At 65.5% G+C, this 13,318-nt stretch carries 13 protein-coding genes; 4 read left to right on the forward strand and 9 right to left on the reverse strand.

Features of this window, described 5'->3' with window-relative positions:
- The first annotated feature begins 79 nt into the window (after window positions 1-79).
- From aroA to OEZ49_RS10405, 3 genes are all read left to right on the forward strand, one after another.
- Window positions 80-1,426, forward strand: coding sequence for a 3-phosphoshikimate 1-carboxyvinyltransferase (gene aroA, locus OEZ49_RS10395; RefSeq protein ID WP_263388239.1), 1,347 nt, complete (start codon window positions 80-82; stop codon window positions 1,424-1,426).
- Window positions 1,423-2,040, forward strand: a complete 618-nt coding sequence (locus tag OEZ49_RS10400; protein ID WP_164132174.1) for a (d)CMP kinase — start codon at window positions 1,423-1,425, stop codon at window positions 2,038-2,040. Before aroA ends, OEZ49_RS10400 begins: the two co-directional genes overlap by 4 nt.
- 73 nt (window positions 2,041-2,113) lie before the next feature.
- Window positions 2,114-2,632: a hypothetical protein gene (locus tag OEZ49_RS10405; protein WP_263388240.1), complete on the forward strand. Its 519-nt coding sequence runs from the start codon at window positions 2,114-2,116 to the stop codon at window positions 2,630-2,632.
- 4 nt (window positions 2,633-2,636) lie between these two features.
- On the opposite strand, the gene OEZ49_RS10410 is transcribed toward OEZ49_RS10405, so the two are convergent.
- The 9 genes from OEZ49_RS10410 to hpaE all read right to left on the reverse strand — a co-directional run bounded on the left by OEZ49_RS10410 (window position 2,637) and on the right by hpaE (window position 11,587).
- Window positions 2,637-3,782 (reverse strand): DUF819 family protein, encoded by a 1,146-nt coding sequence (locus tag OEZ49_RS10410; RefSeq protein ID WP_263388241.1) that lies wholly within the window; start codon window positions 3,780-3,782, stop codon window positions 2,637-2,639.
- Window positions 3,783-3,790: 8 nt separating this feature from the next.
- Window positions 3,791-4,963: an alanine racemase gene (locus tag OEZ49_RS10415; protein ID WP_263388242.1), complete on the reverse strand. Its 1,173-nt coding sequence runs from the start codon at window positions 4,961-4,963 to the stop codon at window positions 3,791-3,793.
- A complete protein-coding gene (locus OEZ49_RS10420) occupies window positions 4,956-6,389 on the reverse strand; it encodes a D-arabinono-1,4-lactone oxidase (RefSeq protein WP_263388243.1) in 1,434 nt (477 codons plus the stop codon). The genes OEZ49_RS10415 and OEZ49_RS10420 overlap by 8 nt, the downstream gene beginning before the upstream one ends.
- Window positions 6,386-6,763 (reverse strand): c-type cytochrome, encoded by a 378-nt coding sequence (locus tag OEZ49_RS10425; RefSeq protein WP_263388244.1) that lies wholly within the window; start codon window positions 6,761-6,763, stop codon window positions 6,386-6,388. The genes OEZ49_RS10420 and OEZ49_RS10425 overlap by 4 nt, the downstream gene beginning before the upstream one ends.
- Window positions 6,763-7,419 carry a TetR/AcrR family transcriptional regulator gene (locus tag OEZ49_RS10430; protein ID WP_263388245.1) on the reverse strand — a complete coding sequence of 219 codons (657 nt, stop codon included), beginning with the start codon at window positions 7,417-7,419 and terminating at the stop codon, window positions 6,763-6,765. Before OEZ49_RS10430 ends, OEZ49_RS10425 begins: the two co-directional genes overlap by 1 nt.
- Before the next feature lie 87 nt (window positions 7,420-7,506).
- Window positions 7,507-8,307 (reverse strand): 2-oxo-hept-4-ene-1,7-dioate hydratase, encoded by an 801-nt coding sequence (gene hpaH, locus OEZ49_RS10435; RefSeq protein WP_263388246.1) that lies wholly within the window; start codon window positions 8,305-8,307, stop codon window positions 7,507-7,509.
- Window positions 8,304-9,155: a fumarylacetoacetate hydrolase family protein gene (locus OEZ49_RS10440; protein ID WP_263388247.1), complete on the reverse strand. Its 852-nt coding sequence runs from the start codon at window positions 9,153-9,155 to the stop codon at window positions 8,304-8,306. Before OEZ49_RS10440 ends, hpaH begins: the two co-directional genes overlap by 4 nt.
- 26 nt (window positions 9,156-9,181) lie before the next feature.
- The gene (hpaD, locus tag OEZ49_RS10445) at window positions 9,182-10,033 is read right to left on the reverse strand and encodes a 3,4-dihydroxyphenylacetate 2,3-dioxygenase (RefSeq protein ID WP_263388248.1); all 852 of its coding nucleotides are present in this window, start codon (window positions 10,031-10,033) and stop codon (window positions 9,182-9,184) included.
- Between the two features lie 45 nt (window positions 10,034-10,078).
- On the reverse strand, window positions 10,079-11,587 hold the full coding sequence (gene hpaE, locus OEZ49_RS10450; protein ID WP_263388249.1) for a 5-carboxymethyl-2-hydroxymuconate semialdehyde dehydrogenase: 1,509 nt from the start codon (window positions 11,585-11,587) through the stop codon (window positions 10,079-10,081).
- Window positions 11,588-11,970: 383 nt separating this feature from the next.
- Here hpaE and OEZ49_RS10455 point away from each other — a divergent pair, with 383 nt between their 5' ends.
- Window positions 11,971-13,314, forward strand: coding sequence for a Na(+)-translocating NADH-quinone reductase subunit A (locus tag OEZ49_RS10455; RefSeq protein WP_263388250.1), 1,344 nt, complete (start codon window positions 11,971-11,973; stop codon window positions 13,312-13,314).
- Window positions 13,315-13,318: the final 4 nt, after the last annotated feature.

Here is a 13,318-nt window from a genome sequence, read left to right on the forward strand (position 1 = left end):
GATTCTGCCTGCAAATCGCTCTGGACCGTCTCGGACCGATTGGATAGGGCTTGGGCGACTTAAGAAAGAGGTTTCCCGCATGTCCGGACACGGCACACCCATCCCGATGACCTCGCATCCCTGCGGTCCGCTGAACGGCGTGGCAGAGGTGCCGGGCGACAAGTCGATCTCGCACCGGGCGCTGATCCTTGGCGCGATGGCGGTGGGCGAGACCCGTATCACCGGCCTGCTCGAAGGCGAGGATGTGCTGGACACTGCCAAGGCGATGCGTGCCTTTGGCGCCGAGGTGACGCGGCACGCGGATGGATCCTGGTCGGTGCACGGCGTTGGTGTCGGCGGCTTTTCCGAGCCGGATCAGGTGATCGATTGCGGCAATTCCGGCACCGGCGTTCGGCTGATCATGGGGGCGATGGCAACCTCGCCCATCACCGCGACCTTTACCGGCGATGCCAGCCTGAACAAGCGCCCTATGGCGCGGGTCACCGATCCGCTGGCGCTGTTCGGGGCAAAGGCTGTGGGCCGCAAGGGCGGCCGCCTGCCAATGACCATCGTGGGTGCCGCTGATCCGGTGCCGGTGCGCTACGCGGTGCCGGTGCCTTCGGCCCAGGTGAAATCGGCGGTTTTGCTGGCCGGGCTCAATGCAGCCGGCCAGACCGTGGTGATCGAGAAAGAGGCCACCCGGGACCATTCCGAGCGGATGCTTGCGGGCTTCGGCGCCGAGGTCACGGTCGAGGATACCAACGAAGGTCGTGTCATCACCCTGACCGGGCGGCCCGAGCTGAAACCGCAGGTGATCGCGGTGCCGCGCGACCCCTCCAGCGCCGCTTTCCCGGTCTGCGCCGCGCTGATCACGCCCGGCTCAGATGTGCTGGTGCCCGGCATCGGCCTGAACCCGACGCGCGCAGGCCTCTTCACCACGCTGCGCGAGATGGGCGCCGATCTGACCTATGAGAACGAGCGCACCGAGGGGGGCGAGCCGGTGGCCGACCTGCGCGCCCGCTATTCGCCCGACATGAAGGGCATCACCGTGCCACCCGAGCGCGCCGCCAGCATGATCGACGAATACCCGGTTCTGTCGGTGGTGGCCGCCAATGCCCAGGGCGTGACCATGATGGGCGGCGTCAAGGAGTTGCGCGTCAAGGAAAGCGACCGGATCGACGCGATGGCGCGCGGGCTGCGCGCCAATGGCGTGACCGTCGAAGAGGGCGACGATTGGTGGGCGGTACATGGTCTGGGCATCGGCAAGGTGCCGGGCGGCGGCACTTGCGAGAGCTTCCTGGATCACCGCATCGCCATGTCCTTCATGGTGATGGGCATGGGGGCGATAGCGCCGGTCTCGGTCGACGATGGCAGCCCGATTGCCACCTCCTTCCCGATTTTCGAGCCGCTGATGGGCGGGCTGGGCGCCAAGGTTGAGCGGACATGACCTTTACCGTGGCCATCGACGGGCCAGCGGCTGCGGGCAAGGGCACGATCTCAAAAGCTGTGGCCGCACATTTCGGCTTCGCCCATCTCGACACAGGGCTCCTCTATCGCGCGGTGGGGCGCCGCACGCTGGACGGCGAGGCGGCCGAGGTCGCCGCGCGCACCCTGCGGCCTGAGGACCTGGAGCGTGACGACCTGCGCACCGCCGAGGTGGCACAGGCCGCCAGCAAGGTGGCGGCAATCCCCGAGGTGCGCGCCGCGCTGGTCGATTTCCAGCGCGCCTTTGCCCGCCGCGCCGGGGGCGCGGTGCTCGATGGGCGCGATATCGGCACCGTGATCTGCCCCGAGGCCGAGGTGAAACTCTTTGTCACCGCCAGCGCCGAGGTGCGCGCCGAACGCCGCTATCTGGAACTGACGGCCAAGGGCCATGTCACCACGCTGGATGCGGTTCTGGCAGATGTGCGCGAACGCGATGCCCGCGATGCGGACCGCGCCACCGCGCCGATGAAACCGGCCGAGGATGCGGTGCTTCTGGATACCAGCGCCATGGATATCCCCGCCGCGCTGGCCGCCGCGATTGCCCAGATCGAACGGAAGAGGCCCGGCCGGGGCTGATCCGTCACCCATCCGTGATTCCGAAGTTGCCCGGAAACAGGTTACGCTGGTTCACCTGAACCGGAGAACCCTGATGACACGATGGCTTGCCCTCTGCCTTGTGGCCCTGACCCTGCCCGCCGCCGCGCAAGAGGCCGAGGCGCCGATGACCTATGAACGGCTGGGCCGCATCGTCTTTGCCCTCGACCCCGAGGCGGAACCTCAGGGACCGGGTTTCACGATGCGGGTCGGCGGTGTGGCCATTCTCATCGTCACCGACCAGGAGGCCGACCGGATGCGGGCCATGTCGCCGATCCGCCCGGCCGCAGGGCTGTCCCAGGCCGATCTGGAACGCATGATGCAAGCCAATTTCGACAGTGCGCTGGATGCCCGCTATGCCATTGCCAACGAGACCTTGTGGAGTGTGTTCATCCACCCCCTGTCGCCGCTCGAGCGGGACGAGTTCATTTCGGGGCTGGGTCAGGTGGCGAATGTGGCGCAGAGCTATGGCACGCTCTATTCCGGCGGGGCGCTGCAATATGGCGGCGGCGACAGCGGCGGCTTGCAGCGGCAGTTGATCGACGAGCTTCTGAAAAAGGGCGAGGACCTCTAAACCCCTACAGCGCCTCGGCCAGCTCCGCGACAAACACGCCCAGGTAGTTCCCCACCGCAAAGCCCAGGATCGCGATTGCGATACCGGGCACCAGCAGCGCCCGGTTGCGCAGCGCGCCGCAGATTACCGGGATGAAAGGCACCGACATGATCGCGGCGCCCGAGGCCACCAGATAGGTATCGCGGTCGATCCCGAACAGGCGGCAGAGCAGCGCATGCAGCGCCATAGCGCCCAGCAGGATAAAGGCGAAGTAACCGCCAAGCGCCCAGTTCATCCCGGTCAGAACCGACAGATCCAGCAAGGTGGCCGAGCTGAGGCAGAAGATCAGGATCAGATACATGCCAAGGTGAAAGCTGGTCGGACTGGTGTGCAGCCGGGGCACAAACGCTCCCAGCAGGCCGAATGTGGTGATCAAGAGGATTGTCGCAGTGCCCGACCAGGCCTCGGGCAGCAGACCCGCGAGCGCCACCGCCACTCCGACACAAAGCGCCGCCGCGCCGAAGGCCAGCGCTGACCCCACCAGCCCCGACCGCTCGATCAACCGGGCATATCCGTGCGCACTGTCATCGGCGATATGGGCGGCGTTTGCCGCATGATCGGTCTCGGCATGGGGCACAAAGGGCGGCAGGATCAGACCCGCCAGCCTTTGACCCACCAGCACGATGACCATCATGTAGCCGATGGAAAACACGATGTCATAGGTCACCATGGTCAGAAACAGCGCATCGCTGGCCCCGGTCGCGGATTTGATCGCGCCCATGTTGACGCCGCTGCCGGTATAGGCGCCCACCGCCATACCGGCGACCTGCGGCAAGTCCACGATCCGACCCTGAAACAGCAGCACGCCCAGCAGGCTGGCAATACAGACCGAGACCAGCGACAGCGCCATGGCCAGCCCGGCGCCATGCGCCTCGGTCAGAGCGCGGCGCAGGTTGGCGGCAAACAGGATCAGGGGCAGGGCCAGCGCCACGCTCACCTCCTGCACCGTGGTCTGCATTTCGGTGAAAGCGCTCTGGTCCAGGCTTAGCGCCAGCGCGAAACCGATGGCAAAGGTCAACGGCACCACGCCGATCCGGTCCAGCGCCGGTATCCGCGCCGCCAGCCAGATGATCAGCGCGGGCAGCGCCAGCAGGGTTAGGGCAAACAGCATCGCGCCTCCTAATGTGTCTCGTGCCAGACCGGCCACCAATCGGTGATCGCGGTCCCGTCGAACGCGGCGATATCGCCGAATTGCAGGAACAGCGCCTCGCTCTGACGCGGACGGAAGAACAGGAAATCACCGGGTTTCAGGCCACTATCTGTGGGCAAGTCGTACATCTCCTGATTGCTGGAATGCCCGAACAGGGCCGAGCGCCGCGCGCCCGCCGGGTGACAGGGATCGGCCAGCCAATTGCCGCCATAGATGAAACAGGCTCTTTGCGGCGAGCGGCCCAGCAGACGCAACACCCGGCTCAGCTCTCGCGCCATCGGGATTTCGGGCCGTTCCACGGTTTTCAGCACCGGGGCGGCGATAAAGGCCGCCGCTTGCAGCGCCTCCAGCGCGGGCAGGTCGAAATCGGTCGGCTTGACCAGGGCCGAGGCCAGCGCCACTTCGGTTCCCGGCCCGCTCCCGTCATAGAGCATGAAGGTGCTGCTGCCGCCGGTGTTATAGATCAGCGTGGCGGCGGCCTGTGCCCCCAGCGTCTGGACCGCCAGCGCATGAAACCGCGCATAGGCCGCCCGCGCCGCGTCCAACGCGCGTGCGGGGCTGGTGATCGCGCGGGGCAGGCGGGCGATATGCGGCTCATACCCCATCAGCCCGGTCAGATGCAGGTTCGGATCGTCGCGCAGGCGGGTCAGGGCGGCTGTGAAATCTCCGGCCCGCTCCAGCGTAAAGCCGCCCCGATGCAGCCCGATATCGACCTCCAGACAGATGCGCAGGGAGCGGCCCGACTGGGCCGCAAGCGCGCCGTATTCCGCCAGCCGTTCCGGGCTGTCGATTAGCCAGTTCACCTGAGCGTCCAGCGCGGGCGATACGCCTGCCACGGCGCCCACTGGCATCGGCTTGCCCAGCAGGATATCTGCCTCTGGAAACACCGCCACCGTCTGCCGGACAAAGGGCAGGTGAAAGCTCATCAGCCTGTTGGTGTCCAGCCCCGCCATCACCTGCCGCAACAGGTCCGGTGCCGGCAGCGATTTCTCGACCACGCGCAGCGCAAGGCCCGGCGCCGTCATCCGGCGCACCGCCGCCATATTGGCCGTCAGCCGTTCGGTATCCACCACCAGCGTCGGCAGGTGTCGCCCCGCCGCGATCAAGGCCGCCTGCAACCTTTGAAAATAGACCTCAGACATCCCCGACCCCGAACAGCGCGGCGGTATGGGGGTTCAGGAACTTGCCTGCCGGATCAAGCTGCGCGCGCAGCGCGGCAAACCGGTCAAAATCAGGATAGAGCGCCGCCAGATCGGGGGCCGTCAGTGCATGCAGTTTGCCCCAATGGGGCCGCCCGCCATGCGCGCGCAGGATCGGCTCGACCGTGTCAAACAGCATGTCAAGCGGTTCCGAGGCCAGCTTGTGCACCGCGACCGACACCCGCGTGCCGTCGTTGAAGGGCGAGAGCCACGCGTCATCCTGTCCGGTGAACCGCACCTCCATCGGGAAGAAGCTCTCCTTGCGCGATTCCAGTGCCGCCACCACCGCACGCACCGCCTCTTGTGCGCGGTCCTCGGGCAGGTGGTATTCCATCTCGTTCATCCGGGTGGCGCGGGCGGTCGAGAGGAGTTTCCAGTATTCGTCGGTCGTATCCTCCAGCACGCCATTGGCGGGCACCTCCAGCGCCACATAGGCACCGAACGCGCGCCGCCGCAGCCAGGGCCACCAGCCCAGGATATCGCGCAGATCCTTGAGCGTGGCGATCCAATCCTCGTCCTCGCTGGGCACCCGACCGGCGATCTCTCCCTCAAACAAGTCATGGGTGATCACCGCCGCATAGCCCAGATTGGGCAGCACGTAGAATTCGAAGTTGCGATGCGCGGCGGACAGATCGTGCATGCGCGTGATCGCCTCATTGGTGGGAAGGATGAACAGCTTGCGGTTCAGCGCGTAGCTGGGCACCAGTTTCAGCGTATAGCGGGTGATCACCCCCAGCGTGCCCAGCGACACCCGGCCCGCGTCGAAGAGATCCGGGTCGCTGTTGCGGGTCACGTCGCGGATGGTGCCATCGGCGGTGATCAGGCGGAACCCTGTGATACAGCCATGCAAGGCCTGCAATCCGCGCCCGGTGCCATGGGTGGCGGTGCTGAATGACCCGGCCAGCGTCTGCACGTCGATATCGGGCAGGTTGGCAAAGCCCAGGCCGTGTTCAGCGGCCAGCATTGCCGCCTGCCGCAGCCGGGTGCCGGCGCCAAAGGTCGCCATCCCCGCTGCCGCATCGACCGAGATCAGGCCCGACAGCCGCCCGGTATCCAGGATCATGTCCTCGCAGGGCACCAGCGCGGAAAAGGAATGGCCCGAGCCCACAGGGCGAATCCGTCCGGGCCAATCGGAGATGCGGGTGGCCAGCTCCTCCTCCGAGGCGGTAGAGTAAATCTGCTCCGGTGTGGCCACCTGATATCCCGACCAGTTACGCCAAAGCTGGCGGCCCGGCGGGGCAGGGGGGATGTCGGGGCTGTAACCGGGCCGGGTGAAATCGCGGCTCAGCCAATGGGCCTGCATCGCTGCGGGCACCGCCAGCCCGGCCAGCGCGCCATATCCCAGCAGTTTGCGCCGTGTCAGTGTCATTGCTGCCCCTCCCCGGACATGAAGGCAATCAGCGCGGCCAGTTGCTCGTCCGAACAATCGAGGCAGAGGCCCATCGCAGGCATGTTGCCGAACCCGTTGCGCGCCGATTGCAGAAAGCCATGGCTCCCGCGCTCCTTTTCCCGCGCCGCCCAGGCGGGGGCAAAGCCCGTCAACGGCGCCTGCGCCTCGACCAATGCGTGACAGGCCATGCAGGACCGTTCGTAGGTCGCCGCCAGCTCCGGATCAGTCGGGCGCAGGGTCTCGGCCCGAATGATATCGCTCGCCTCCGGTTCCGGAGGTGCCCCGTCACCGGAAAGCCACCACCAGAGGGCCGCCAGAACCAGTGCCGAGACCAACAGGATCAGGGTGCGCATCAGCTTTCCTCCGCAGGAGAGCGCCGCAAGTAGAGCGACAGATAGGCATCCAGCGCGCGCACCATCTCTTCGTGGTACTGCGCTTCCAGCGCGGGCGAGGTCTGCCGCGCCATCCGGTCCTCCAGCGTCAGGGCGATCTGCACGGCGGTGGTCGCCACCACCTGTGGGTCGCCGCCGGTAAACCCGTCCAGCCCCCGCGCCCAGCGGTCGGCCAGAAAGCCCACCAGTTCCGCATTGTCGTCATCCTCGACGCTCTGCACCCCGCGCATCGAGGCCAGCAGCAGCAAGAGGCCCCGGTAATAGGGATGTTCGGCCATGAACACGCGGATCCCCTCCAGCGAGCGGCGGATGCGCAGCACCAGATCCGGCTCACCTTCGGTGGCGGCAATTGTCTCCATGAAATGGTGGCGCAGGTCGCCCGCGGCGCGGGCCGACAGCTCGTCCAGCAGATCGCGCAGGGTGGGAAAGTAGCGATAGATCGAGCTGACCGGCACGCCCGCCCGCTCGGCAATCAGCGAGGTGTTCAGATCGCCCGGCGGCCGCTCGGCCAACAGCGCGGCGGCGGCATCCAGGATATCGGCAACCCGCTGGCGCGCGCGGGCCTGTTTGGGCGTCGCGCGGGTGTGCATCAGGGTGTTGGTGTCGGCTGGACCCATGGCTCCGCTCTCCTCACACCAGAAAGCGGAAACTTTTTCCGAAAAATTTTCAACTTCTTTCGTGTCTGACGTCACGGCAGTCGCGTGTCAGGCGAAATTGACCGAGACCGCGCCAAAGGGGCCGAAATCGGCTTCGATCCGGGTGCCGGGCGGGCATTCGACCGGGCGGATGAAACTGCCCGACAGCACGATATGCCCCGGTTCGATGCTTTGCCCGTATTGCGCCATGCGGCGGGCCAGCCAGACCACGCTTTCGACCGGATCGTTCAGCACACCCGCACCCAGCCCGGTTTCCTCGATCTCACCGTTGCGAAATGTCAGCGCCCCGACCCAGCGCAGGTCGAAGCCATCGGGCTCATGGCGCTGCACCCCCAGCACCACGCCCGCATTGGCCGCATTGTCGCTGATCGTGTCACAGACATTGCGCGCGCGCCCCGTGTCGGGATCGACCCGCAGGATGCGTGTGTCGAGGATTTCCAGAGCAGGCGCGACATAGTCGGTGGCCGCCAGCACATCGTCGCGCGTAACCTTCGACCCGCCAAGCGGCGCCTTCATCACAAAGGCGATCTCGGCCTCGACCCGGGGCTGGATGAACCGCCCTTTGGGCACCGTGGCCCCATCGTCAAACGCCATGTCGTCGAACAGGATGCCGCTGTCGGGAATGTCGATGTTCAGCGCATATTGCATCGCCTTCGAGGTCAGCCCGATCTTCCACCCGATCACATGCCGCCCGGCGGTCTGCTTGTGCGTGGCCAGCGCCTGTTGGATGGCATAGGCATCGTCCATGTCCATGCCCGGATAGGCCAGCGACAACAGCCCGATCTGGCGGCCTGTCGCTTCAGCCTCGATCAACCGCGCGGCGGCATCGACGTGCTCTTCGGGTGTCATGCCTCGTCCTCCACCCCGTTGACCAGCGTGCCGACACCCGTGACCTCGACCTCGACAACATCACCAGGTTTCAGGTATCGCGGCGGGTCGAACCGCGCGCCCGCGCCGGTGGGGGTGCCGGTGACGATGATGTCGCCGGGGTTCAGGGTGGTGAAGGTCGAGATATAGGCGATCTCTTCGCGCACGGAAAAGATCATGTTGGCCAGCGCATCGTCCTGCCGCACCTCGCCATTGACTCGGGTGGTGATCCGCGCCGCGTCAATCTGGGCGGGATGGGTGAACGGCACCATCCACGGCCCGATGGCACCCGACCGGTCCCAGTTCTTGCCTTGTGTCACGTTGAACTTGGCATGCCGCACCCAGTCGCGAATGGTGCCCTCGTTGCAGACGCTCAGTCCCGCGATATGGTCATAGGCATCCTCGGCCCGGATGCGCCGCCCCCCCTTGCCAATGACCACCGCCATCTCGCCCTCGTAATCCAGCGTATGGTTCTCCGGCGGGCGGATCAGCGGCTGGCCATGTCCGACAAAGCTCGACGCAAAACGCGGAAACAGCGACATGTATTTCGGCGCTGCGCTGCCATCCTTGTATTCCGCATTGCGGTCGGGAAAATTGACGCCGACACAGATGATCTTTCCCGGGTTCGGCACCGGCGGCAGATAGGTGAAATCGCTATGCGTCACAGCCCGGCCCATCGCCGCCTTGGCCAGATCGTGCAAACCACCCGCCGCGATCACCGCGCGCAGGTCGGGCCAGTGCGGGAAATCGGGCGACAGCGCCACGAAACCCTCGTCGCGGATGATGCCGTAAAGCTCCTGCCCGTCGGCGGCAATGGTGGCGAACTTCATGCTGTTCCTCTCGTCTGGCCCGGACATCAAACCGGGAAAATCACGTTGGTCTGTCCGGTGCCGGACGAGGGGAAGTACTCGGTCACCACCTCGCAGGGCTTGTCATAGCTGTCCCAACCAAGCGCACCGTACAGCATGGCTGTATCGTGCATCGACCCCTCGCCGCAGCAGAAGCGCGCATAATCGCCCAGCATCTTGAGGAAGGTCGCATGATCACCGCGCTTCCACATCTCGAGCACATGCAGATCCATCTGCCGGTTGAACTCGGAACTGATGGTAAAGGTGCCGTTGTTGGCGGCATAGTCCTTGTTGGGCCAGATCTTGTGGGACAGCGAGCCGGAGGCCACCAGTAACACCTTGCTGTCCGATGCCTCTACCGCGGCGCGGATCGCCTCGCCCACGATGCGGCTTTCGTCATGGTCATGCACCGTACACCAGGCCGCGACCGACACCACCTTCATCTGGTGTTCCCGGCTCAGGAACCGCATCGGCACCAGCGTGCCGTATTCCAGTTCCAGACTGTCCAGGTGATGCGCCAGCGTATAGGCACCGCGCGCGCTGGCCTCTTTGGCGATGGCGTCGCCCAGGCCCGGATTGCCCTCGTAGTCATAGGGCATGTTCTGGATGAACTGCGGAAACTCGTTCGAGGTGAACAGCCCCTGAAACCGGTTGTTGGCGGTGATGTGGAATCCTGCGTTGATCACCCAATGGGTGTCGCAGATCACCACGGTATCGGCGCCAAGTGCGCGGGCGCGGCGGGCGATCTCCAGATGCCCGTCGATGGCCGCCTGCCGCTTGCCCTTCACTGGCCCCTCCTGCTCCGACATCAGCATTGTCGGCACATGGGTGCATTTGGCGGCGAGTACGATTTCTCCCATTCTCTCCTCCGTCACGGGATGGTCGCGCGTTTCCCGGTGAGTGGTTCAGGCGCCGAGGCGCTGGATCTTGTGCTGGCCGGTGGCAAAGCCGATATGCTTCTGCTCCATGTAGAACTCGAACGACCAGTCGCCGCCGTCGCGGCCGATGCCGCTGGCCTTGACCCCGCCAAAGGGGGTGGGCAGGTGGCGCACGTTTTCCGAGTTCACCCAGATCATCCCGGCCTCGAGCTTGTCGGTAAAGCGCAGCGCGCGGGTCAGGTCGTTGGTCCAGAGATAGCCGGTCAGCCCATAGGGCGTGTCATTGGCAATCTGAAGCGCCTCTTCTTCCGTCGAGAACGGGATTGAGGTCAGAACCGGGCCGAAAATCTCCTCGCGCGCGATCCGCATCTGGTTGCTGGCACCGGTGAACAGGGTGGGGCGCACGAAATAGCCCTGATCGCCCACCACCTCGCCACCCGCCGCAACGGTGGCGCCGTCCTGACGGGCAATGTCGAAATAGCTGGTGACCTTGGCAAAATGCTCCTCGCCGATCAGCGGCCCGATCTCGGTCGCTGGATCCAGCGGGTGGCCGACCCTGATGTTGTTCACCCGTTCGACCAGCCGCGCCTCGAACTCTTCGCGGATTGTGTCCTGCACAAGCAGGCGCGAGGACGAAGTGCAGCGTTCACCGTTGATCGAGTAGATCATGAAGATCACCGCATCCAGCGCGCGCTCGATATCGGCATCGTCGAAAACGATCACCGGGTTCTTGCCGCCCAGTTCCAGATGCACCCGCTTCAGCGAGTCGGCCCCCTGTTTCACGATCATGCTGCCGGTGCGGCTTTCGCCGACAAAGGCCACGGCCTTGATCAGCGGATGCTCGGTCAGCGCCTTGCCCGCATCCTCGCCAAATCCGTTCACCAGGTTCAGAACCCCGGGGGGCAGGCCCGCCTCTTCGGCGATCTCGATCAACAGCCGCGCGCTCAGCGGGCTGAGTTCGGCGGGTTTGTGCACCACGGTGCAACCGGCGGCCAGCGCGGGCGCGATCTTCCAGGTGGACAGCATGAACGGCGTGTTCCAAGGCGTGATCACCCCCACCGGGCCGATCGGAACGCGGGTGGTGATATTCATCAAAGTGGGCGATTTCAGATGCTGTCCATCGCGCGCCTGCACCACCTGATCGGCGAAATAACGGAAATTCTCGGCCCCGCGCAGCGCCGCCTTGGACATGAACCGCCAGGCCTGCCCGGTGTCCCAGCATTCACAGAGCGCGATTTCCTCGGCCCGCGCCTCGATCCCTTCGGCGATGCGGATCAGGATGGCGCGCCGCTCGGTCGCGGGCATGTCGCGCCAGGCCGGAAAGGCCGCATGGGCGGCGCGCGCCGCCGCGTCCATGTCGGCCGCGTTGCCGCGCGCGACGGAACAGATCACCGACTTGTCCACCGGCGAGGCCGTGTCAAAGGTGCCGCCCGAGCCGGGCAGGTCGCGCCCGCCGATCCGGTTTGCAATGCCGTTTTCGCGAAATCGGGCAAGATGGCTGTCGAGGGCCGCAAGCCGTGTCGAAAGATCGCTCATCCGCGAACACTCCTGATTTGCTCTTTGTTCACATGTTAAGCAAATTCCGACACGAGTCAAGCCCACCGTGCCGCCACTGCCATCGGACAAGGTCGGAAACGGGCGGCATTGGCTGCGGCAACCTGTTGCAAACCTGTCGCTGCAACGCAGAAAACTTACCGTTAGCGCCTCAAGCGGGCGCTTTTGACGCCATAAATGACCGAACGGCATTTGCTTTCGGGCGACCACTCCCTTAAAGGTGCCCGCCAGACGGGACGGTTCAAAAATCTGTCGCCTGCGCGACACCGGAGGCACTCAGGGTTTCCGGGTATTTCTCTGAAAGGTCCCATGCACTATTCAGGGCCCGCCACGGGAATCGGACACGAGAAGAACGTAGCGATCACATGCAGAATTTCAGATTGAAAAAGGGATTGGACCTACCTGTCGCCGGTGCGCCGGAGCAGACAATCCATCCCGGTCCCGCCGTCGGCACGGTCGCGGTTCTTGGCCCCGACTATATCGGGCTGAAACCCCGGGTGCTGGTGCAAGAGGGCGACGAAGTCCGCCGCGGCACGCCGCTCTTCTGTCATAAGGACGCGCCCGAGGCGATGATCGTCGCCCCGATGACCGGCCGCGTCACCGCGATCAACCGCGGAGAACGCCGGGTGTTGCAGAGCGTCGTGATCGAGGTGACCGATGCAGCCGACGCCGGGCTCGACTTTGCCGCTACCGGCAATGGCAAGACGCCCGAGGGCCTGACCGAGAAGCTCTGTGCCGCCGGTCTCTGGACCGCGTTCCGCACCCGGCCCTATTCCAAGATGCCCGCACCGGGCGGCAAGCCGGACGCGATCTTTGTCACCGCCATGGATACCGAGCCGCTGGCGGCTGACGCCGCCACCGTCATCGCAGACGCGGGCAGCGCCTTTGCCACCGGCCTGGCGGCGGTCGCGCTGCTGACCGAGGGCAAGACCTGGCTTTGCCACAAGCCGGGCGATGCGATCCCCGGCGGCGACGCCGCAGGGGTCGAGACCGCCACCTTCGACGGTCCGCATCCGGCGGGTCTGGCCGGGACGCATATCCATTTTCTCGATCCGTCCAGCGCTGCAAAAACGGTCTGGACCATTGGTTATCAGGACGTGATCGCCATCGGGCGTCTTCTGGAAACTGGCCATATCGACCCCTCGGTGGTGATCGCGCTGGCCGGTCCCGCCGCCCGCCAGCCGCGCTTGATCCGCACGGTCATGGGCGCCTCGACCGATAGGATGACCGCAGGCGAGATCTCTATCGACGCCCCCGTGCGCGTGATTTCGGGCTCGATCCTGACGGGCCGCCACGCCACCGGGCCATTCGCCTATCTGGGCCGTTTCGCCCGCCAGGTCGCGCTGATCGAAGAGGATCGTAAGCAGCACACGATGGGCTGGATCCTTCCGATGCCGTCGAAATACGCGGTGCAGCCGGTGCTGGGCTCGGCCTTCTCGCGCAAGCTCTACAAATTCACCTCGAACCTGAACGGCGGCCGCCGTGCCATGGTGCCTACCGGCACCTTCGAAGAGCTGATGCCGCAGGATTACCTGCCCACTCAACTCCTGCGCGCGCTTCTGGTGATGGACACCGACACCGCGCAGGCGCTCGGCGCGCTGGAACTGGACGAGGAAGACCTCGGGCTCGTCGGCTTTGCGTGCCCGGCCAAATACGAATACGGGCTGGCGCTGCGCGACTGCCTGTCCAAGATCGAGAAGGAGGGCTGAGCCC

It is taken from the genome of Ruegeria marisflavi, assembly GCF_025673445.1.
Taxonomy (GTDB): Bacteria; Pseudomonadota; Alphaproteobacteria; order Rhodobacterales; family Rhodobacteraceae; genus Ruegeria_B; species Ruegeria_B marisflavi.